This is a genomic window from Pseudomonas sp. FEN (assembly GCF_904067045.1).
Classification (GTDB): Bacteria; Pseudomonadota; Gammaproteobacteria; order Pseudomonadales; family Pseudomonadaceae; genus Aquipseudomonas.
In genome coordinates this window covers 725,485-745,000 of the sequence record NZ_CAJFDC010000036.1, presented here as the reverse complement: position 1 = coordinate 745,000, position 19,516 = coordinate 725,485, and the positions used below count along the sequence as shown (strand labels likewise).

22 protein-coding genes (1 of these 22 cut by a window edge) are annotated in these 19,516 nt (G+C 61.8%); 9 read left to right on the top strand and 13 right to left on the bottom strand.

Going from position 1 to position 19,516, the window contains the following annotated elements; all coding sequences use genetic code 11:
* Window positions 1–1,092: the 3' portion of a peptidoglycan DD-metalloendopeptidase family protein gene (locus PFEN_RS27005; protein ID WP_191485927.1), read on the top strand. The gene continues 330 nt to the left of window position 1, outside the view; 1,092 of the gene's 1,422 nt are visible here — the last part of the coding sequence; its start codon lies beyond the left edge, outside the window; its stop codon occupies window positions 1,090–1,092.
* A 6-nt stretch (window positions 1,093–1,098) separates the two neighbouring features.
* A complete protein-coding gene (locus tag PFEN_RS27000) occupies window positions 1,099–2,187 on the top strand; it encodes an anhydro-N-acetylmuramic acid kinase (RefSeq protein WP_191489651.1) in 1,089 nt (362 codons plus the stop codon).
* Window positions 2,188–2,242: 55 nt separating this feature from the next.
* Here the strand turns inward: PFEN_RS27000 and erpA are convergent, their stop codons facing one another.
* On the bottom strand, window positions 2,243–2,593 hold the full coding sequence (gene erpA / locus PFEN_RS26995) for an iron-sulfur cluster insertion protein ErpA (protein WP_007906865.1): 351 nt from the start codon (window positions 2,591–2,593) through the stop codon (window positions 2,243–2,245).
* A 236-nt stretch (window positions 2,594–2,829) separates the two neighbouring features.
* Entirely contained in the window at window positions 2,830–3,864 is a 1,035-nt protein-coding gene (gene argC / locus PFEN_RS26990; protein WP_191489650.1) for an N-acetyl-gamma-glutamyl-phosphate reductase, read from the bottom strand.
* A gap of 134 nt (window positions 3,865–3,998) precedes the next feature.
* Here argC and hemJ point away from each other — a divergent pair, with 134 nt between their 5' ends.
* The 6 genes from hemJ (at window position 3,999) to coq7 (ending at window position 8,580) form a co-directional block, all read left to right on the top strand.
* Window positions 3,999–4,427, top strand: a complete 429-nt coding sequence (gene hemJ / locus PFEN_RS26985) for a protoporphyrinogen oxidase HemJ (RefSeq protein WP_191489649.1) — start codon at window positions 3,999–4,001, stop codon at window positions 4,425–4,427.
* A gap of 32 nt (window positions 4,428–4,459) precedes the next feature.
* The gene (locus tag PFEN_RS26980) at window positions 4,460–5,431 is read left to right on the top strand and encodes an NAD(P)H-dependent flavin oxidoreductase (protein WP_191489648.1); all 972 of its coding nucleotides are present in this window, start codon (window positions 4,460–4,462) and stop codon (window positions 5,429–5,431) included.
* A gap of 59 nt (window positions 5,432–5,490) precedes the next feature.
* The gene (locus tag PFEN_RS26975) at window positions 5,491–6,450 is read left to right on the top strand and encodes a DUF805 domain-containing protein (RefSeq protein WP_191489647.1); all 960 of its coding nucleotides are present in this window, start codon (window positions 5,491–5,493) and stop codon (window positions 6,448–6,450) included.
* 60 nt (window positions 6,451–6,510) lie between these two features.
* Window positions 6,511–7,299, top strand: a complete 789-nt coding sequence (locus PFEN_RS26970; RefSeq protein WP_191489646.1) for an SDR family NAD(P)-dependent oxidoreductase — start codon at window positions 6,511–6,513, stop codon at window positions 7,297–7,299.
* 63 nt (window positions 7,300–7,362) lie between these two features.
* Window positions 7,363–7,701: a histidine triad nucleotide-binding protein gene (locus PFEN_RS26965; RefSeq protein WP_191489645.1), complete on the top strand. Its 339-nt coding sequence runs from the start codon at window positions 7,363–7,365 to the stop codon at window positions 7,699–7,701.
* A gap of 231 nt (window positions 7,702–7,932) precedes the next feature.
* Window positions 7,933–8,580, top strand: a complete 648-nt coding sequence (gene coq7 / locus PFEN_RS26960; protein WP_191489644.1) for a 2-polyprenyl-3-methyl-6-methoxy-1,4-benzoquinone monooxygenase — start codon at window positions 7,933–7,935, stop codon at window positions 8,578–8,580.
* Between the two features lie 73 nt (window positions 8,581–8,653).
* Here the strand turns inward: coq7 and speD are convergent, their stop codons facing one another.
* Together speD and PFEN_RS26950 are read right to left on the bottom strand one after the other, a co-directional pair.
* Complete coding sequence (gene speD / locus PFEN_RS26955) at window positions 8,654–9,448, bottom strand: adenosylmethionine decarboxylase (protein ID WP_191489643.1); 795 nt, start codon at window positions 9,446–9,448, stop codon at window positions 8,654–8,656.
* 240 nt (window positions 9,449–9,688) lie between these two features.
* The gene (locus tag PFEN_RS26950) at window positions 9,689–10,111 is read right to left on the bottom strand and encodes an OsmC family protein (RefSeq protein WP_121135108.1); all 423 of its coding nucleotides are present in this window, start codon (window positions 10,109–10,111) and stop codon (window positions 9,689–9,691) included.
* A gap of 222 nt (window positions 10,112–10,333) precedes the next feature.
* On the opposite strand from PFEN_RS26950, the gene crp reads away from it, so the two are divergent.
* Window positions 10,334–10,984 (top strand): cAMP-activated global transcriptional regulator CRP, encoded by a 651-nt coding sequence (gene crp, locus PFEN_RS26945; RefSeq protein WP_191489642.1) that lies wholly within the window; start codon window positions 10,334–10,336, stop codon window positions 10,982–10,984.
* Here the strand turns inward: crp and PFEN_RS26940 are convergent.
* The 9 genes from PFEN_RS26940 to PFEN_RS26900 form a co-directional block, all read right to left on the bottom strand.
* On the bottom strand, window positions 10,981–11,682 hold the full coding sequence (locus PFEN_RS26940; RefSeq protein WP_191489641.1) for a biotin/lipoate A/B protein ligase family protein: 702 nt from the start codon (window positions 11,680–11,682) through the stop codon (window positions 10,981–10,983). The genes crp and PFEN_RS26940 overlap by 4 nt on opposite strands.
* Before the next feature lie 27 nt (window positions 11,683–11,709).
* Window positions 11,710–12,549 carry an indole-3-glycerol phosphate synthase TrpC gene (trpC, locus tag PFEN_RS26935; protein ID WP_191489640.1) on the bottom strand — a complete coding sequence of 280 codons (840 nt, stop codon included), beginning with the start codon at window positions 12,547–12,549 and terminating at the stop codon, window positions 11,710–11,712.
* Window positions 12,546–13,595 (bottom strand): anthranilate phosphoribosyltransferase, encoded by a 1,050-nt coding sequence (gene trpD, locus PFEN_RS26930; RefSeq protein WP_191489639.1) that lies wholly within the window; start codon window positions 13,593–13,595, stop codon window positions 12,546–12,548. Before trpD ends, trpC begins: the two co-directional genes overlap by 4 nt.
* A 9-nt stretch (window positions 13,596–13,604) precedes the next feature.
* Entirely contained in the window at window positions 13,605–14,198 is a 594-nt protein-coding gene (locus PFEN_RS26925) for an aminodeoxychorismate/anthranilate synthase component II (RefSeq protein WP_191489638.1), read from the bottom strand.
* 13 nt (window positions 14,199–14,211) lie between these two features.
* Entirely contained in the window at window positions 14,212–15,699 is a 1,488-nt protein-coding gene (gene trpE, locus PFEN_RS26920; RefSeq protein ID WP_191489637.1) for an anthranilate synthase component I, read from the bottom strand.
* Window positions 15,700–15,769: 70 nt separating this feature from the next.
* The gene (locus PFEN_RS26915; protein WP_191489636.1) at window positions 15,770–16,588 is read right to left on the bottom strand and encodes a phosphoglycolate phosphatase; all 819 of its coding nucleotides are present in this window, start codon (window positions 16,586–16,588) and stop codon (window positions 15,770–15,772) included.
* A complete protein-coding gene (rpe, locus tag PFEN_RS26910; protein WP_191489635.1) occupies window positions 16,585–17,259 on the bottom strand; it encodes a ribulose-phosphate 3-epimerase in 675 nt (224 codons plus the stop codon). The genes PFEN_RS26915 and rpe overlap by 4 nt, the downstream gene beginning before the upstream one ends.
* 117 nt (window positions 17,260–17,376) lie before the next feature.
* Window positions 17,377–18,525 carry an iron-containing alcohol dehydrogenase gene (locus PFEN_RS26905; protein ID WP_191489634.1) on the bottom strand — a complete coding sequence of 383 codons (1,149 nt, stop codon included), beginning with the start codon at window positions 18,523–18,525 and terminating at the stop codon, window positions 17,377–17,379.
* A gap of 165 nt (window positions 18,526–18,690) precedes the next feature.
* On the bottom strand, window positions 18,691–19,515 hold the full coding sequence (locus tag PFEN_RS26900) for an ABC transporter permease (protein ID WP_191489633.1): 825 nt from the start codon (window positions 19,513–19,515) through the stop codon (window positions 18,691–18,693).
* Window position 19,516 lies beyond the last annotated feature (1 nt).

The window sequence follows — 19,516 nt, the reverse complement described above, 5'->3', positions numbered from 1 at the left end:
GAGGTCACCGTAGCCCGGGGCGATACCCTCTCCACGCTGTTCGAGAAGGTCGGTTTGCCGGCGGCATCGGTACATGAGGTCCTGGCCAGCGATAAACAAGCCAAGCAGTTTTCCCAGCTCAAGCATGGCCAGGTGCTGGAGTTCGAACTGAACCCCGACGGCCAACTGACCAACCTGCACAGCAAGGTCAGCGACCTTGAGACCATCACCCTGACCAAGGGTCCGAAAGGCTTCACCTTCAACCGCGTAGTCAGCCAGCCAGTGGTACGCTCCGCCTATGTGCACGGCGTGATCAACAGCTCGCTGTCGCTTTCCGCCCAGCGCGCCGGCATGCCCCACAGCCTGACCCGCGAAATGGCCCATGTGTTCGGCTACGACATCGACTTCGCCCAGGACATCCGTCCCGGCGACGAATTCGAGGTGATCTACGAGCAGAAAGTGGTCAACGGCAAGACCGTCGGCACCGGCAATATCCTCTCCGCACGCTTCACCAATCGTGGCAAGACCTACACTGCCGTGCGCTACACCAATAAACAGGGCTCCAGCAGCTACTACACCGCCGACGGCAACAGCATGCGCAAAGCCTTTATCCGCACCCCCGTGGATTTCGCCCGCATCAGCTCGCGCTTTTCCATGGGCCGCAAGCACCCGATCCTGAACAAGATCCGCGCCCACAAAGGCGTCGACTACGCGGCGCCTCGTGGCACGCCGATCAAGGCCGCCGGCGACGGCAAGGTGCTGCTGGCCGGTCGTCGCGGCGGCTACGGCAACACGGTGATCATCCAGCACGGCAATACCTACCGGACCCTCTACGGTCACATGCAGGGCTTTGCCAAGGGCGTCAAGACCGGCAGCAACGTCAAGCAGGGCCAGGTCATTGGCTATATCGGCACTACCGGCCTGTCGACCGGCCCGCACTTGCACTACGAGTTCCAGGTCAATGGCGTACACGTCGACCCACTGGGCCAGAAACTGCCCATGGCCGATCCGATCGCCAAATCCGAACGCGCCCGCTTCCTGCAACAGAGCCAGCCGCTGATGGCACGCATGAATCAGGAAAAGTCCAGCAAAGTCGCCTCGGCCAAACGGTAAACAACCATGCTCTACATAGGTGTGATGTCCGGAACCAGTCTTGATGGGCTGGACATTGCCCTGGTAGCGCTCGACGGCTCCATCCGGCTGCTGGCCAGCCACTACATTCCCATGCCCGAGACCTTGCGCGCGGAACTGCTCGGCCTGTGCGCCAGCGGTCCCGACGAAATTGCCCGGGCCGCCATCGCCGAGCAGAACTGGGTAACCCTGGCCGCCCAGGGTATCAACACCCTGCTGGAGCAGCAGCAACTCGACCCCGAGGCCATTCGGGCCATCGGCAGCCACGGCCAGACTATTCGCCACGAACCGGCGCGTGGCTTTACCGTGCAGATCGGCAACCCGGCCCTGCTCGCGGAACTGACCGGCATCACCGTCGTCGGCGACTTCCGCCGCCGCGATGTGGCGGCCGGCGGCCAGGGCGCCCCGCTGGTTCCAGCTTTCCATGAGGCGCTGTTCAAAGAGCACAAGGGGCAGCGCGCCGTGCTGAATGTCGGCGGCTTCAGCAATCTGAGCCTGATCGAACCAGGCCAGGCGGTATCCGGCTTCGACTGCGGCCCTGGCAACGTACTGCTCGATGCCTGGATCCAGGATCAGCGCAACGAACCCTACGACCGCAGCGGCCAATGGGCGGCCAGCGGCCAGGTCGAGCCCGCACTGCTGCAGGCGCTGCTCAGTGATCCGTTTTTCCAGACCAAGGGCCCGAAAAGCACCGGGCGGGAGGTGTTCAACCTGACCTGGTTGAAGCGCCACCTGAGTCGCCTCCCCACTCTGGCGGCCGCGGACATCCAGGCCACCTTGCTCGAACTCAGCGCCCGGACCATCGTCGAGTCACTGACGGCAGCCCAGGAGAATACCGAAGAACTGCTGGTATGCGGCGGGGGCGCCCATAACGCCACGCTGATGGCGCGACTGGGCCAACTACTGCCCGACGCGCGGGTAGCCAGCACCGCCAGCCATGGCGTGGACCCCGACTGGGTCGAAGCCATGGCCTTTGCCTGGCTGGCCCACTGCTGCCTTGAGGGCGTGGAAGCCAACCGCCCCAGCGTCACCGGCGCACGCGGCCTGCGAGTGCTGGGGGCGATCTACCCCGCCTGACAGACAGCAAAACGCCGCGAAACTCGCGGCGTCAAGGGTAAAGCGCAAACGATGATCAGATCGAGAACGACGACCCGCAACCACAGGTCGTGGTGGCATTCGGGTTCTTGATCACGAAACGCGAGCCTTCCAGGCCTTCCTGGTAATCCACCTCGGCACCCGCCAGGTACTGGAAGCTCATCGGATCGACCACCAGGCTGACGCCTTCGCGCTCGACGATGGTGTCATCATCGGCCACTTCTTCATCGAAGGTGAAACCGTATTGAAACCCTGAACAACCGCCGCCCGTAACGAATACGCGCAACTTCAAGCGATCATTGCCCTCTTCATCGACCAGGCTCTTCACCTTGTGCGCAGCACCGTGGGTGAATTGCAAAGCCGTGGGGGTGAAGGATTCGACGCTCATGCTGACTATCTCCCGGCGCTACGCCGCCATAATGCGTGATGACGGGCATTATCCGCTTCTCCTAGAAAAGCGGTCAACTATTGTTGTTACGATATATCAACCAACATGGCCTCATACCATGGGTGTCGCAGCGAGCTTGCTCGCGATGGTCGTTGACGATAACGCGGGACATCGAGACCCCGCGTCACCTGGGCTACCATCGCGAGCAAGCTCGCTCCTACAAGGGGATCGATGCCTTACGGCAACATGCCCGCGTGGGACAGGCCCAGACGCTCGTCCAGGCCGAACAGGATGTTCAGGTTCTGCACCGCCTGGCCCGAAGCGCCCTTGACCAGGTTGTCGATCACCGACAATACCACCACCAGGTCACCATCCTGCGGACGGTGCACGGCAATCCGGCAAACGTTCGCGCCACGCACGCTACGGGTTTCCGGATGGCTGCCGGCCGGCATCACGTCGACGAACGGTTCGTTGGCATAACGCTTCTCGAACAGCGCCTGCAGGTCTACCGAACGGTCGACCACGGTCGCGTAAAGCGTCGAGTGGATACCACGGATCATCGGCGTGAGGTGCGGCACGAAGGTCAGGCCCACCTCCTGACCCGCCGCGCGGCGCAGCCCCTGGCGGATTTCCGGCAGGTGACGATGGCCCTTGACCGCATAGGCTTTCAGGCTTTCGGAGGTTTCCGAGTACAACGAGCCGACGCTGGCACCGCGACCGGCACCGCTGACGCCCGACTTGCAGTCGGCGATCAGCCGTGTGGTATCCGCCAGGCCGGCTTCAAGCAGCGGCAGGAAACCCAACTGGGTCGCGGTCGGATAGCAACCCGGCACGGCGATCAGGCGGGCCTGCTTGATCTGCTCGCGGTTCACTTCCGGCAGGCCATAGACCGCCTCGTCCAGCAATGCCGGCGCACCGTGCGGCTGGCCATACCACTTGGCCCATTCTTCGGCGTCCTGCAGACGGAAGTCGGCGGACAGGTCGATGACCTTGGTGCCGGCGGACAGCAGCTCACCGGCCAGGGCGTGGGCCACGCCATGGGGCGTGGCGAAGAACACCACGTCACAGGCCCCGAGCGTCTTGATGTCTGGCACGCTGAACGCCAGACCGTCGTAATGCCCACGCAGGTTCGGGTACATGTCGGCCACGGCCAGGCCTGCCTCGGATCGCGAAGTGATGACAACCACTTCTGCCTGCGGATGCTGCGCCAACAGACGCAGCAATTCGACACCGGTGTAACCCGTGCCGCCGACGATACCGACCTTGACCATGACCTGCCCTCAACGAAACCACTGGAAAGCACACGATAATAGGGGCCACGCGCGTCTGCGACAACCGCCAAGGTGACGTGCGGGCGCACAAGCCACTACTATTCGGGCTACCGTGAACCTGGGAATAATCAAAAATGCTCTATCTGTGGGTCAAAGCCTTTCATATCGTCAGTGTCGTCTGCTGGTTTGCCGGCCTGTTCTATCTGCCGCGCCTGTTCGTCTACCACGCGCAAAGCGAGGACCGCGTCAGCCAGGAACGCTTCAGTGTCATGGAGCGCAAGCTGTACCGCGGGATCATGGGGCCGGCGATGATTGCCACGCTGCTCTTCGGCGGCTGGCTGATCGCCCTCAACCCGAGCCTCTTCAGCCAAGGCGCCTGGATACATGCCAAGCTGACCCTGGTGGTCGTGCTGATCGGCTATCACCATATGTGCGGCGCCCAGGTGAAACGCTTTGCCCGTGGCGAAAACACCCGCAGTCATGTCTTTTATCGCTGGTTCAATGAAGTGCCGGTTCTGCTATTGCTGGCTATTGTCATCCTGGTCGTTGTCCGGCCGTTCTAGCCGGCGTCACCCAACCCTTATCGGAGCATTCCATGTCGCTGCCCGCCCTGCTCGAACAACGCCTGCGCTTGCCCGTGGTGGCCGCGCCGATGTTCCTGATTTCCAACCCGCAACTGGTGCTCGCTTGCTGCCGCAACGGGGTGGTCGGCAGCTTCCCGGCACTCAACCAGCGCGAGAGCAGCGGCTTCAAGGCCTGGCTCGAGGAAATCGAAGCGGGCCTGGCGACACTGGAAAACCCGGCGCCTTATGCCGTCAACCTGATCGTGCACGACAGCAACCCACGGTTGCAGGCGGATTTGCAGATCTGTATCGAGCACAAGGTGCCAATCGTCATCACCAGCCTGGGCGCCGTCAAGGAACTGGTGGACGCCGTGCACGGCTACGGCGGCCTGGTGTTCCACGACGTGACCACCCGGCGCCATGCCGAAAAAGCCGCCGAGGCCGGCGTCGATGGCCTGATCGCCGTGGCGGCCGGGGCCGGTGGCCATGCGGGTACCTGGAGCCCGTTCGCGCTGATCGCCGAGATTCGCCAGTTCTTCGACAAGACGCTGTTGCTGGCCGGCTGCCTGAACCACGGCCACGAGATTCTCGCTGCCCAGGTGCTGGGCGCGGACCTGGCCTACTTCGGCACCCGATTTATCGGCACCACGGAAAGTCAGGCCCCCGATGCTTATAAAGAGATGCTGCTCACATCCCGGGCGGCCGATATCGTGCACACTGCGGCGGTATCCGGGGTGCCCGCGAGCTTTATGCGCCAGAGCCTGGCAAACGCCGGCTTCGACCTCGCCACGCTGCACGGCAAGAGCGACGTGAATCTCGGCGCCAAGCTCAAGCCACTCAATGACGAGGCCAAGGCTTGGAAAACCGTTTGGTCGGCAGGCCAGGGGGTCGGTGAAATCGATGACTTGCCCAGTGTCGACCAATTGGTCGCCCGGCTCGACAGCGAGTACCGCAAGGCCCTGGCTTTCGCCGCGGAGTTGCCTCGGCGCTGGCCGCGCCCGTAACATCCGCGTTGCAGGCTTACACTGCAACGCCAATGACTTGTGACAAGGACGCCCCCCCCATGAGCGAAAACCGCTTCAAAATCGTGTTCGACGGCGCCCTGCAGGCGGGCGTGGACAAAAGCACCGCCCAATTCAACCTGGCCGCGCTGTTCAAGACCGACGTCGCTTCAGTGGAACGCTTGTTCAGTGGCCAGCCTGTCGCCTTGAAGCGCGATCTTTCGGCCGCCGAGGCCGAGTCCTATCTGCAAGCCTTGCACAAGACCGGTATCGAGGCCCGCCTGGAAGCCGAACCAGCGGCCATCGAGCTGAGCTTGGCGGATATCGATGACCTCCCGGCGAGCACAGCGCCACCGGACACCGCAACCAACCAATCGCCCTATGCACCGCCGCAAGCCCGGGTTGGGGACGCCCTTCCCGCCTTTGGCCAGCTCCAGGCCTTCACCACTCGCGGACGTATCGGCCGGCTGCGCTACCTGGCCTGGAGCATGGTCCTGATGTTCGTGACCGTCCCGGTGGCCGGAGCGATCTTCGCCTTCGCCATGGGCACCGCGGCCGCCTCCCTGAACACGGCGATCACCATCGGCGTTGTGCTCGGTGGCGCGGCCTTGATTGCCTTCGTGGTCTTTTCCATCCAGATCGCCGTACAACGCCTGCACGATATCGGCTGGTCCGGCTGGCTCTGGCTACTGACCCTGGTACCGTTCCTGGGTAGCGTATTCCCCTTCGTGTTGATGTTCTGCCCCGGCAATAGCGGCGCCAACCAGTATGGTGCGCCGCCACCGCCCAACAGCACGGCGGTCAAGGTCCTGGCCGTACTCTCGGTCGTCTTCGGGGTCATCTTTGTCGTTGTGGGCGTGACCGGTGGCCTGGCCAACCTGGAGAAAGAATACAACAGCGAATCAGCCAGCTATTCCGAAAGCAGCGACGCCGTCAGCGCTGATGAGGCCGACAGCCCCAGCGATGCCGCAGCCGAACCCGCTCCGCCCGCTGTAGACTATGAGCAAGATGAAAAAGAATAACCGTTTCTGAGCCTGCGACCCTCTGTCCCACGGCTCGGAGCCGTTGTGATGGAGAACTGCATGACCCGTTACGCCCTGATCACCGGTGCCTCCAGCGGTATTGGCCTGGCATTGGCCGAAGCCCTGGCGCGCCGGGGCCGCAACCTGATTCTGGTGGCCCGCCAGCGTGATCAGCTGGAGACCATTGCCCTGGAGCTGACCCAACGTTTCGGCGTCGAGGTGCTGTTTCGCGCCTGTGACCTGAGCGAGCCGCTACGCCTTTCCGGCTTCCTGCTGGAACTGGAAGAAGGCGAGCGACAGATCGACCTGCTGGTCAACTGTGCCGGCCTCGGTACATGCGGCCCGTTCCTGGCCCAGGATTGGGGGACGGAGCAGGATCTGATCGAAGTCAACATCCTCGCCCTGACTCGACTTTGTCATACCCTGGGTAACCTCATGGCGATACAGGGTGGCGGACAGATCCTCAATGTCGCCTCAATGGCAGCCTTTCATCCGTCGCCCTGGATGAGCAGCTATTACGCAAGCAAGGCTTATGTGCTGCACTTCTCCGAAGGCCTGCGCGAAGAGCTTAAGAAAACCGGTATCAAGGTCTCGGTGCTCTGCCCGGGCCTGACCCGGACCGCGTTCTTTCGCAAGACACAGCTGGCCGTCGAAAAGCTTTCACGCAGCCGGCTGATGATGAGCCCCGAAGAGGTGGCGCTGTACGCGGTGCGGGCCCTGGACAAGAACCGCGCGGTGATTATTCCCGGCTGGCGCAACCGCTGGCTGGCCCGTGTCCCGCGCCTGATGCCACGCTGGGCGATGCGCAAACTCGCCGGTGTCGCCACCAAGGCCTATTGTCCGCGCTGAAACTTGAACTCACGGCCGTGTCCGTACAGACTCTGGCCCGACCCACCCAATGGAGAAACAGCTGTGGATACTCTGTTCACCAAGATCATCAACAGGGAAATACCGGCGAATATCATTTACGAGGATGACCAGGTCCTGGCCTTCCACGATATCGCCCCGCAGGCACCGGTGCATTTCCTGGTCGTGCCGAAAAAGCCGGTACGCACCCTCAATGACCTGACCGAAGATGACAAGGCCCTGGCCGGACACATCCTGTTCACTGCCCAGCGCCTGGCCCTGGAGCTGGGCTGTGAAAAAGGCTTTCGCGTAGTGATGAACTGCAATGAAGAGGGCGGCCAGACCGTCTATCACATTCATATGCACGTACTGGGTCAGCGTCAGATGCATTGGCCGCCGGGCTGATCCCCTCATTGTAGGAGCGAGCTTGCTCGCGATGGGCGTCAACGATAACGCAGGAAGCCTGGAGCCCTGCGGTGTCTGGGCTACCATCGCGAGCAAGCTCGCGCCGACAAAGGTCTTCGGTGTTTGCCAGATTGCGTGAGGCAGCTGGAACCAACCGCCCCATGACCCAACGCAAACCTTCTCCCCTCGATTGCGGTAAACTGCAGGCCGAGATTTTTCCCGGAGGTCAGCATGACTACCCAACGTCACTACTCGCCGATTGACCGTCTTCTACTGCAAGCCGATACCGCGATGCGCACCTTGCTGCCGTTCAGCGGCCAACCCTACCGTCCTTCGCCGGCGATCATGCAGCCCGACGCGCCGATGAGCGAAGACGACAGCCGTCACGTCGCCGGCCTGATGCGCATCAATCACACCGGGGAAGTCTGTGCCCAGGCGCTCTATCAGGGCCAGGCACTGACCGCCAAGCTCCCCCATGTACGCGCCGCCATGGAAAAAGCCGCCGAAGAAGAAATCGATCACCTGGCCTGGTGCGAACAACGCATCCGCCAGTTGGGCAGTCATCCCAGTGTGTTGAATCCACTGTTCTATGGCCTGTCCTTCGGCATCGGCGCCGCAGCCGGCCTGATCAGCGACAAGGTCAGCCTGGGCTTTGTCGCCGCCACCGAAGACCAGGTGTGCAAACACCTGAACGAACACCTGGGACAATTGCCGGCCGAAGACGAAAAGTCCCGGGCGATCCTCGAGCAAATGCGCATCGATGAAGAGCATCACGCCGAGTCCGCGCTGGACGCTGGTGGTTTTCGCTTCCCGGCACCGGTGAAGTTCGGCATGAGCCTGCTGGCCAAGGTCATGACCAAGAGCACCTACCGGATCTGACTCCGCGGCGCCTGCAAAGAGCCGCTAAAAAGAAGGGCGCCACTGAGGCGCCCTTCTTTTTTTGCCAAAAAATTTATCTAGGCATATTGCGCGCGTAGAAGATCTCGAGCATTTCGTGTCTCACCCGTTCGGTCACCTGGGCACGCTGTTCCGCCGACAGGCTGTTGGTCGCGTCGCCGAACAGATAGTTGTCCAGTTCGAAATCCTTGAGCAGCATCTTGGTGTGGAACATGTTCTCCTGATACACGTTCACATCCGTCATCTGATAGCTCTTGCGGCTGTCTTCCGAGAGATAGTTCTGGATCGAGTTGATCTCGTGGTCGATGAAATGTTTCTTGCCCTCGACATCACGGGTGAAACCACGCACGCGATAATCGACGGTGACGATGTCCGAGTCGAACTGGTGAATCAGGTAGTTGAGGGCTTTGAGCGGTGAAATGACCCCGCACGTCGACACATCGATGTCCACACGGAAAGTCGCGATACCGTCGACCGGGTGGATTTCCGGGTAGGTATGCACCGTGATGTGGCTCTTGTCGAGGTGAGCCAGGATGGTCTCGGGCAATGGGCCCGGGGACTCTTCGATCTGGCTGTCGGTCGGCGTCACCGGCTGTTCGGAGATCAGGATCGTGACACTGGCACCTTGAGGATCGTAATCCTGACGCGCGATGTTCAGGATGTTGGCACCAATGATATCCACCACTTCCGTGAGGATCTGCGTCAGGCGTTCCGCGTCGTATTCCTGGTTGATGTACTCGACGTAGGCCTGCTGGTCCTGCGGGGTTTCCGCATAGCAGATGTCATAGATGTTGAAGCTCAAGGTCTTGGTCAGGTTATTGAACCCGTGGAGCTTGAGTTTGCTTTTCACCGTTAAAAACTCTCTATATCGATGCGGCACAGCCGCGTGATCAAGCATGCCCGTCAGTTGTGAACGACACAGCTGCGTAGGACGGTTAACACCTCTTCGCGATGGCGATTTTGGTTGTCTGTTCGGGGCCGGGGCCGGAGGATCGGCCGACCAGGCGCCCTGGAAAAAGTGGCGCATTATGCAGACCCGAACGACTGATCGCCAGAGTCTGCATGGACTTTATGATAGTTGAATGTCGACTCAGCCGAGCTCGATGATCTCGTAGTCGTGGCTGATGGCAACGCCAGCAGCCCCCAGCATGATCGAGGCCGAGCAGTATTTCTCCGCCGACAGCTCGATTGCCCGCTTGACCTGGGCCTCCTTCAGGCCACGGCCCTTGACCACGAAATGCAGGTGGATCTTGGTGAACACCTTGGGATCTTCAGTGGCACGCTCGGCCTCGAGAAAGGCTTCGCAGCTTTCGACGGGCTGACGCGACTTCTTCAGAATGCTGACCACGTCGAAGTTACTGCAACCACCCAAGCCCAACAGCAGCATCTCCATGGGACGAACACCCAGGTTGCGGCCACCGCTTTCCGGCGGACCGTCCATGACCACCACATGCCCGCTACCGGACTCTCCGAGGAACATGGCTTCGCCAGCCCATTGGATGCGTGCCTTCATCACCTAGACTCCACTGCTGAAAAAAGGGAAACAGCTTAGCACAGCCCCCCCGTCCCGACAGGAAACCGCCAACGGGCGACAGTCGGTCAAACGACCACATAAATTCCCAATTTTCCACACAATGCCTCTGTTATGCTGGCGCCAAACCACTGGCGTTCTGCCAGCCTTGCAGCTATGCCTAAAACAACAAACCACACCGCGCAGTCTTTTCGGGATACAACCATGGTTGCTCTGGCTTCCGCTTCCGCCCCCAAGATCAAGAACCTCGACAAACTGCTGATGTATTGTCAGCGCCGCCGCTACCCGGCCAAGAGCAACATCATTTGTGCCGGTGACCGCTCGCAGACCCTGTTTTTCATCATCAAAGGTTCCGTCACGATTCTCATCGAAGATGACGATGGGCGGGAAATGATCATCGCCTACCTCAACTCCGGAGATTTTTTCGGCGAGTTGGGTTTGTTCGAGCAGGCCGGCCTTGAGCAGGAGCGCAGCGCCTGGGTGCGGGCCAAGGTCGAGTGCGAAGTGGCGGAGATCAGCTACTGCAAATTCCGCGAACTGGCCCAGCAGGACCCGGATATTCTCTACGCCCTCAGCGGCCAGATTGCCCAGCGTTTGCGCAACACCACGCGCAAGGTGGGAGACCTGGCATTCTTCGACGTCACCGGCCGAGTTGCCCGCTGCCTGCTGGAACTGTGCAAGCAACCTGATGCCATGACCCACCCCGATGGCATGCAGATCAAGATCACCCGTCAGGAAATCGGTCGGATAGTCGGCTGTTCACGGGAAATGGTCGGGCGGGTGCTCAAGGATCTGGAAGAACAGAACCTGGTGCACGTCAAAGGCAAGACCATGGTGGTGTTCGGCACCCGTTAAGGGTTGAACATGTCCTGCAACATCTGCTGATACAGCTCGCTGAGCCGCTCAAGGAATTGCGGCGCGGCATAGACCTCATGCAAGGCCACGTGGCTTTGCGCCCTGACCCGAGCATCCAACTGACAGGCCTGGTTGAAGCGATTGACCGCCGCCACCATCGCCTCGCGCTCGTTGTCGATCAACATCGCGCCATGCACCAACCCCACGGGCCGAGTGCCACCCTGGCTCTGCCGCCAGCGCTGGGCGGTGCCGACCATCTTGCGACCATTGAGGTTGACGTTGAAGCGACCATCGCAGAACGCACCGTCGATCTCACCCAGGGATGAGACGCCGCCCAGCTCATCGAGCACATCGCAGATCGGCTGGCACAACCGCCGATAGCCGGTCTCAATGCGATTCTGGTCACCTTCATGACGGGGCGGGGCATACACCAGGGCGATATTGACCGTGGCACCGGACTGCGGCACCGGCTCGCCGCCGGTTTCACGCAGCAGTACCGGCCAGTCGCTGGCCGCCAGGGCGTCACAGGCCGCGTCGAAACCCGGCAGGCGATTCAAACGCCTGGGCATGACCAGGGCACGGTCACTGGGCTGCCAGAACAACAGCCCGCCATCCCGCTCACCGGCACAGACCGAGGCCAGTAGATCCTGCTCGGCGCGCAGACCGGCTTCGACGGTGAGGGAAATGGGCAAGGCCATTGGGATCATCCTGATTAGCCGTGTCCGTCAGTCGAGGGTGGAACCAGCAATCGCCGGCGCGCCACGCTCCGGGAAAAACAGTCGCTGCAATTCGTCGCCCGGGCTTTCCGCACGCATGAACGCCTCGCCCACCAGGAACGAATACACCTCGCTGATTTCCATCAACTCGACATCCGCCCGGTTGAGAATGCCGCTCTCGGTGATGACCAGGCGATCACGGGGGACGATCGGCAGCAGGTCGAGGGTGGTTTCCAGGCTGACTTCAAAGGTGTGCAGGTTACGGTTGTTGATCCCGATCAACGGCGTATCCAGTACCTTCAAGGCCCGCTCCAGCTCTGCGGCGTCATGGGATTCCACCAGCACATCGAGACCAACACCCTTGGCCACGGCAGCCAATTCGGCCATTTGCCCGTCGTCCAGCGCCGCCACGATCAACAGGATGCAGTCCGCACCCAGGGCACGGGCCTCGACGATCTGATACGGGTCGACCATGAAATCCTTGCGGATTACTGGCAGCTTGCACGCGGCGCGAGCCTGTTGCAGGTAAAGATCGGCGCCCTGGAAATAGTCCACATCGGTCAACACCGACAGGCAGGTTGCCCCGCCCTTTTCGTAGCTGCGGGCGATGTCGGCCGGGATGAAATGCTCGCGAATCACCCCCTTGCTCGGCGAAGCCTTCTTGATTTCGGCGATCACCGCCGGCTGCTTCTGCTTCGCACGCTCGATCAGCGCCTTGGCGAACCCCCGGGGCGCGTCAGCGGTCCGCGCCATGCGCTCAAGCTCGGCCAGACTCACGCGAGCGCTGCGCTCGGCCACTTCCTCAGCCTTGCGCGCAAGGATCTTCTCCAGAACGGTTGGCACACTCATCCTTCATTCTCCTGCTTGAATACGGCGGTGAACGCACCCAGCTCCTCGAGTTTTTCCCGGGCCAGGCCGGTGTGCAATGCATCGTGAGCCAGGGCCACACCTTCTTTGAGGCTGCTGGCATGGTCGGCGGCATACAGCGCGGCACCGGCATTGAGCACGATCATTTCCGCGGCTTTCTGACCGTTCTCGGTTTTCCGCCGCCCGAGGGCATCGCGGATCAACTCCAGGGACGCTGCCGGACTTTCGACCACCAGACCAAACAGACTCTGGCTTTTTATACCCAAATCTTCCGGCTGGACCCAGTACTCAGTTATTGCACCATCTTTCAGTTCCGCCACATAGGTCGGCGCGGCCAGGCTGAATTCGTCCAGGCCATCCTGCGAATGCACCACCAGCACGTGCTTGCTGCCCAGGCGCTGCAGCACTTCGGCCAATGGCCGGCACAAGGCCTGGGTGAACACACCCACCACCTGATGTTTCACGCCAGCCGGATTCGTAAGCGGGCCGAGCATGTTGAACAAGGTACGCAGGCCAAGGTCGCGGCGCGGCGCCGCGGCATACTTCATCGCACGGTGGTGGGTCTGGGCGAACATGAAGCCGATCCCGACGTTATCGATGCAGCGCGCCACCTGGACCGGGGTCAGGTTCAGGTAGATACCGGCGGCCTCGAGCAGGTCGGCACTGCCACTCTTGCCCGACACCGCACGGTTGCCGTGCTTGGCAACGGTGCAACCAGCCGCGGCCACGACAAAAGCCGACGCCGTGGACACGTTGAAAATATTCGCTCCGTCGCCGCCGGTGCCGACCACGTCGACCACACCCTCGAGGGTCTTGAGTTCGACCTTGTCGGCCAACTCGCGCATCACCGAGACCGCGCCGACGATTTCGTCGATGCTTTCGCTCTTCATGCGCATGGCCATCATGAAGGCGCCGATCTGCGCCTCGGTGCATTGCCCGGTCATGATTTCGCGCATGACATCGCGCATTTCATCAGTGCTCAAGTCCAGATGGCCGACGATACGGCCCAGGGCAGCCTTGATATCCATGAAAACTCCTTAGCGCGTGCCGCCGGTCTGTTTGAGAAAGTTGGCGAACAGCTCGTGGCCCTGCTCGGAGAGAATCGACTCGGGGTGGAACTGCACCCCTTCGATGTTCAGTGTCTTGTGGCGCAGGCCCATGATCTCGTCGACCGAGCCGTCTTCCAACTGGGTCCAGGCGGTCAGTTCCAGGCAGTCCGGCAAGGTTTCGCGCTTGACGACCAGGGAATGATAGCGGGTAACGATCAATGGCAGGTTCAGGCCTTCGAACACCCCCTTGCCCTCATGGAACAGCGGGCTGGTCTTGCCGTGCATCACCTGACGGGCACGCACCACATCGCCGCCGAAAGCCTGGCCGATGGATTGATGCCCGAGGCAGACGCCGAGGATCGGCAGCTTGCCGGCGAAATACTTGATCGCCTCCAGGGAGATGCCCGCCTCGGTCGGCGTGCAGGGCCCCGGTGAGACCACGATGCGCTCCGGCTTGAGGGCTTCGATTTCGGCCACGGTCAATTCGTCGTTACGCACGACCTTGACCTCTGCGCCCAATTCACCGAGGTATTGCACGACGTTATAGGTAAACGAGTCGTAGTTATCGATCATCAGCAACATGACAAAAAGCTCCTCAGGCGTCGGACGCGGGGGTTTGTTCAGCGAGGGCAACGGCACGGAACATCGCGCGACGCTTGTTCAGCGTTTCTTCCCACTCCAGCGCCGGCACCGAGTCGGCGACGATGCCGCCACCGGCCTGCACATGCAGCTCGCCGTCCTTGATCACCGCGGTCCGGATGGCGATAGCAGTGTCCATGTTGCCGTTCCAGGCGTAGTAGCCGACCGCGCCGCCATACACACCGCGCTTGACCGGCTCCAGCTCGTCGATGATTTCCATTGCACGGATCTTCGGCGCACCGGACAAAGTACCCGCCGGCAGGATTGCCCGCAGGGCGTCCATGGAGGTCAGGCCACTTTTCAGTTGCCCGGTGACGTTGGACACGATGTGCATCACGTTGGAGTAACGCTCGATCACCATCTTCTCGGTCAGCTTCACCGAACCGATCTCGGACACCCGTCCGGTGTCGTTACGCCCCAGGTCGATCAGCATCAGGTGCTCGGCAAGCTCCTTGGCGTCGGACAGCAGGTCGTCTTCCAGCGCCCGGTCGGCTTCTTCGGTGGCGCCACGCGGACGGGTACCGGCGATGGGCCGGACGGTGATCAGGTTGTCTTCGACGCGCACCAGCACTTCCGGCGAGCTGCCGACCACATGGAAATCGCCGAAATTGAAGAAGTACATGTACGGCGTCGGGTTGAAGCAACGCAGCGCCCGGTACAGGTCGATGGGCGCGGCCTTGAAGTCAATGGACATGCGCTGCGACGGCACGACCTGCATGCAGTCGCCGGCGAGGATGTACTCCTTGATGGTATCGACCGCCCGCTCATAGTCACCCTGGGTGAAGCTCGAACGGAACACCGGGTCGGCGGCCGGCGGCCGATCGAGTTCCAGGCCGCGGCGCGGGGTAATCGGCTGGCGCAGTTGCGCCAGCAGCTCCTGCAGGCGCGCCTGGCCTTGTTCGTAAGCGTTGTCCTGGGACGGATCGACCAACACAATGGCGTGCATCTTGCCCGCCAGGTTGTCGAAGACCACCACGGCATCGGAGACCATCAACAGGATATCCGGCACGCCCAGGGGATCGGGGTTCGGGCACTTGCCCAGACGCTTCTCCACGTAGCGCACGCAGTCATAACCGAAGTAGCCCACCAGCCCGCCGTTGAACCGCGGCAGCCCGGTGATGGTCGGCACGTTGTAGCGCGCCTTGAAGGTCTCGACGAAGGCCAGCGGATCCTCGGCTTCGCAGCGCTCGATCTCGACCCCGTCGTGGGTCACGCTGACCTGGTGCTCATGCACCCGCAACACAGTCCGGCAGGGCAGGCCGATAATCGAATAACGGCCCCATTTTTCACCACCCTGCACCGATTCCAGCAGGTAGGAATTGGGTTGGTCGGCCAGTTTCAGGTAGATCGACAACGGCGTATCGAAGTCGGCCAGGGTTTCGCAGGCAAGCGGGATACGGTTATAGCCGGCAGCGGCCAAACGCAGGAATTCTTCGCGGGTCATGATATGCCTCGTGGCTTGAGGGTCGAACAGTCAGGTATGCAAACGCGCCGGATGACCGGCCAGAATCAAGTCAGGCGCGCCAACGCCAGCGGGCCAGGGCCTTGATGACTTTCATCCAGAGTTTGCGAGTAACCACCACGATGGCGTTTCCAGGAGGGGATTGAACACAGTCCGCCGACATTAGCTCAGCGCCAGCTTCCAGGCAACCGGGAATAAGTGCCCGCATATCATCGATGACCAGAGCAGGCGCTTCTTCGGCGATCGGCCGGCCATGGTTGTAGCCATAGCTGAGGGCCACGCAGGTGACGCCGGCGGCCTTGGCGGCCAGGACATCACTGCGCGAGTCGCCGACGAACAGGCACTGCGAGGCCGGAATACCAGCCATTTTCATCACATGGAACAGCGCCGCCGGGTCGGGCTTGCGCTGCGGCAGGGTATCGCCGCCGATGATCCAGCGAAAAAACCGCCCCAGTTTCATTTCATCCAGCAAGGGCGCGACGAACTGTTCGGGCTTGTTGGTGATCAGGGCCATTTCCATGCCCTGCTTGTGCATCCAGCTCAGGGTTTCGTGCACACCGGGATAGACCTGGGTCAGTTCATGGCCACCGGTATAGGCCGCCATGAATATATCCAGTGCCTGCTCGGCGTCGGCGTCGGCAACGCCCGAGTGATCGAGACCGCCGGCCAACGCCCGACGTACCAGGACCGGCACGCCATTGCCGACCCACTCGCGGACCGCCTGCAGCCCCGCTACCGGACGCCCGAGGGCGAGCAGCATTTTATCCACCGCCAGGGCCAGGTCGGGCACCGAATCCACCAGCGTCCCATCCAGATCGAACATTACCAGCCTGGGCTGACGGCCCGGAAAAAGCTGCTCGAATACAGTCATGATCGCGCCAGCGCCAGCTCGCCGCGCATTTTCTCGATGACTTCACGGTAGTCCGGCGCGTTGAAAATCGCGGAGCCAGCGACAAAGGTGTCGGCACCGGCCGCGGCGATTTCGCGAATATTGTTGACGTTCACGCCACCATCGATTTCCAGACGGATATCGCGGCCCGAGGCATCGATCAAGGCCCGAGCTTCACGCAGTTTATCGAGGGTGCCGGGAATGAACTTCTGCCCGCCGAAGCCCGGGTTGACGCTCATCAGCAGGATCATGTCGACCTTGTCCATCACGTACTTGAGTACGTCCAGCGGCGTGGCCGGGTTGAACACCAGGCCGGCCTTGCAACCGCCTTCGCGGATCATTTGCAGGGAGCGGTCAACGTGCAGCGTGGCTTCCGGGTGAAAGGTGATGTAGGTCGCGCCGGCGTCGATGAAGTCGCCGATGATGCGATCCACCGGGCTGACCATCAGGTGCGCGTCGATGGGCGCGGTGATGCCGTACTTGCGCAGCGCCGCGCAGACCATCGGGCCGATGGTCAGGTTGGGCACGTAGTGGTTGTCCATGACATCGAAGTGCACGATATCGGCACCGGCAGCGAGCACGTTGTCCACTTCCTGGCCCAGACGGGCAAAATCGGCGGAGAGAATCGACGGAGCAATGGCGAAGGGCTGCATGACGCACCTTTTTTGAGCAGAATCACGATGGCGGGCATTGTATACCGCCCGCCTTGCCCCGCCCACCGTGAGCGCGATGATTGACTCCACGGGTCCCGGATGCCCGAACTAAAGCCCTCAATAGGCGGCGCGATAGATTTTCTCGATATCCGCGCAGCTCAGCCGCCGAGGATTATTGCGCATCAGACGCTCGATACCCGCCGCTTCCTCGGCCATGGCCGGGATCGCCTCCAGGGGCACGCCGAAGCTTGCGAGGCCGGCGGGAATTTCCACTGCAGCGCATAAATCGGTCATGGCGACGACAGCCTTGTCGGCCGCCTCGATCAGGCTCAAGCCGGCGACATTGACGCCCATGGCGACGGCAATCTCCCGCATGCGTTCGACACAGGCGATCTTGTTCCAGCTCATGACATAGGGCAGCAACAAGGCATTGCTGACCCCGTGGGCAATATTGAAGCGTCCGCCCAACGGATAGGCCAAGGCATGCACCGCGCCGACGCCGGCATTGCCGAAGGCCATGCCAGCCATCAGGCTCGCGGTGGCCATTTCCTCGCGGGCCTGGAGGTTGGATGGGTTGGCGTAGGCTTTGGGCAGCGCCGTGGCGATCAGCTTGATCGCGCCAATGGCCAGGGCATCGGTAATCGACGAAGCATTGAGCGACAGGTAGGCTTCAATCGCGTGCACCAGTGCATCGACGCCACTGGCGGCGGTGACGCCACGCGGACAGGTCAGGGTCATTTGCGGACTAACCAGCGCCACGTCCGGCAGCAGGTAATCGCTGACGATGCCCTTTTTCAGCTGGGCCTGCTTGTCGGAAAGAATGGCAACATTGGTCACCTCGGAGCCGGTGCCGGCGGTGGTGGGAATCGCGATCAGCGGCGGCCCCTTGCGCGGTACCTGGTCGCTGCCGAACAGATCCTCCAGGGCCCCGTGATAACCGGCGTAGGCCCCGACGCTCTTGGCGATGTCGATGGCGCTGCCACCGCCCAGGCCGATCAGGCCGTCATGCCCGCCTTCGCGGTAGGCCCGCATGCAGTCCTCGACGATGGCGATCTCCGGGTCGGGCAGCACGCGGTCGAAGATTTCATAGGTACGCCCGCCCAGGTGGGCCAGCGCCAGTTCGACAGTTCCTGACTTGACCAGCGCCGCATCGGTCACGATCAGCGGATGGTCGACATTCAGCCGTGTCAGCTCATCGGCCAATTGCTCGATGGCGCCAAGGCCGGTGATCAGTTTATGGGCGATCTTGAATGAGGAAATGCTCATGCTCGCAGCCTTCTTGTCGTGATGATCAGGGCACGGGCAAGCATAACCGGGATTGGCTTTCCGCTGTCATGCGGAAGTTGAATTCAGATTGTGAATGGGCAATGCGTTCCCATGGACGCCACGAACCCGTGGGAGCAGGGTTCGTGGTGTTTTAATAGGCCATTCTCACACCTGGGTGGTACGCATTTTCTCGCTACGCCCACGCAACCACTCCAGGGTCAGCAGCAGGATCACCGAGAAGGCGATCAGCAAGGTCGCCGCGGCAGCGATGGTCGGGCTGAGGTTCTCGCGAATACCACTGAACATCTGCCGAGGCAGGGTCGCTTGTTCGGGGCCGGCGAGGAACAAGGTCACCACGACCTCATCGAAGGAGGTGGCAAAGGCAAACAGCGCTCCGGAGATCACCCCTGGCGCGATCAACGGCAAGGTCACCCGACGGAACGCCGTCAGTGGCGAGGCGCCCAGGCTGGCAGCGGCGCGCACCAGGTTGTGGTTGAAACCCTGCAAGGTCGCCGACACCGTGATGATGACAAACGGCACGCCCAGCACCGCATGCACCACGATCAACGAGAAGAAGCTGTTGCCCAGCCCCAGCGGGGCGAAGAACAGGTAGCTGGCGACACCGATGATCACCACTGGCACCACCATGGGCGAGATCACCAGGGCCATTACCAGCGGCTTGCCCGGGAAGTCGCCACGGGTCAGGCCGATCGCCGCCAGGGTCCCGAAGACCATGGCCAGCGCCGTGGCCGCCGGGGCGACGATGATGCTGTTGCGCAAGGCCCGCATCCATTCCGCCGAGGCGAAGAAGTCCTGGTACCAGTGCAACGAGAAGCCTTGCAGCGGATAGACCAGGAAGCTGCCCGAGTTGAACGACAGCGGGATGATCACCAGCACCGGCAGGATCAGGAACAGCAGGATCAGCCCGCACAGAATACGCGAACTGTAGAACCAGACCCGCTCGACGGGCGACATGTAGGGGCTCAACATT

Coding starts and splice junctions, on each gene's coding strand:
- PFEN_RS26925 (WP_191489638.1), bottom strand. CDS start 14,198: ATGTTGCTGATGATCGATAACTACGACTCGTTTACCTATAACGTCGTG.
- PFEN_RS26975 (WP_191489647.1), top strand. CDS start 5,491: ATGAGCGAAAACCGCTTCAAAATCGTGTTCGACGGCGCCCTGCAGGCG.
- argC (WP_191489650.1), bottom strand. CDS start 3,864: ATGGTCAAGGTCGGTATCGTCGGCGGCACGGGTTACACCGGTGTCGAA.
- trpD (WP_191489639.1), bottom strand. CDS start 13,595: ATGGATATCAAGGCTGCCCTGGGCCGTATCGTCGGCCATCTGGACTTG.
- crp (WP_191489642.1), top strand. CDS start 10,334: ATGGTTGCTCTGGCTTCCGCTTCCGCCCCCAAGATCAAGAACCTCGAC.
- trpE (WP_191489637.1), bottom strand. CDS start 15,699: ATGACCCGCGAAGAATTCCTGCGTTTGGCCGCTGCCGGCTATAACCGT.
- PFEN_RS26915 (WP_191489636.1), bottom strand. CDS start 16,588: ATGACTGTATTCGAGCAGCTTTTTCCGGGCCGTCAGCCCAGGCTGGTA.
- erpA (WP_007906865.1), bottom strand. CDS start 2,593: ATGAGCGTCGAATCCTTCACCCCCACGGCTTTGCAATTCACCCACGGT.
- PFEN_RS26950 (WP_121135108.1), bottom strand. CDS start 10,111: ATGAAGGCACGCATCCAATGGGCTGGCGAAGCCATGTTCCTCGGAGAG.
- PFEN_RS26970 (WP_191489646.1), top strand. CDS start 6,511: ATGACCCGTTACGCCCTGATCACCGGTGCCTCCAGCGGTATTGGCCTG.
- trpC (WP_191489640.1), bottom strand. CDS start 12,549: ATGAGTGTGCCAACCGTTCTGGAGAAGATCCTTGCGCGCAAGGCTGAG.
- rpe (WP_191489635.1), bottom strand. CDS start 17,259: ATGCAGCCCTTCGCCATTGCTCCGTCGATTCTCTCCGCCGATTTTGCC.
- PFEN_RS26905 (WP_191489634.1), bottom strand. CDS start 18,525: ATGAGCATTTCCTCATTCAAGATCGCCCATAAACTGATCACCGGCCTT.
- PFEN_RS27000 (WP_191489651.1), top strand. CDS start 1,099: ATGCTCTACATAGGTGTGATGTCCGGAACCAGTCTTGATGGGCTGGAC.
- PFEN_RS26980 (WP_191489648.1), top strand. CDS start 4,460: ATGTCGCTGCCCGCCCTGCTCGAACAACGCCTGCGCTTGCCCGTGGTG.
- coq7 (WP_191489644.1), top strand. CDS start 7,933: ATGACTACCCAACGTCACTACTCGCCGATTGACCGTCTTCTACTGCAA.
- hemJ (WP_191489649.1), top strand. CDS start 3,999: ATGCTCTATCTGTGGGTCAAAGCCTTTCATATCGTCAGTGTCGTCTGC.
- PFEN_RS26940 (WP_191489641.1), bottom strand. CDS start 11,682: ATGGCCTTGCCCATTTCCCTCACCGTCGAAGCCGGTCTGCGCGCCGAG.
- PFEN_RS26900 (WP_191489633.1), bottom strand. CDS start 19,515: ATGTTGAGCCCCTACATGTCGCCCGTCGAGCGGGTCTGGTTCTACAGT.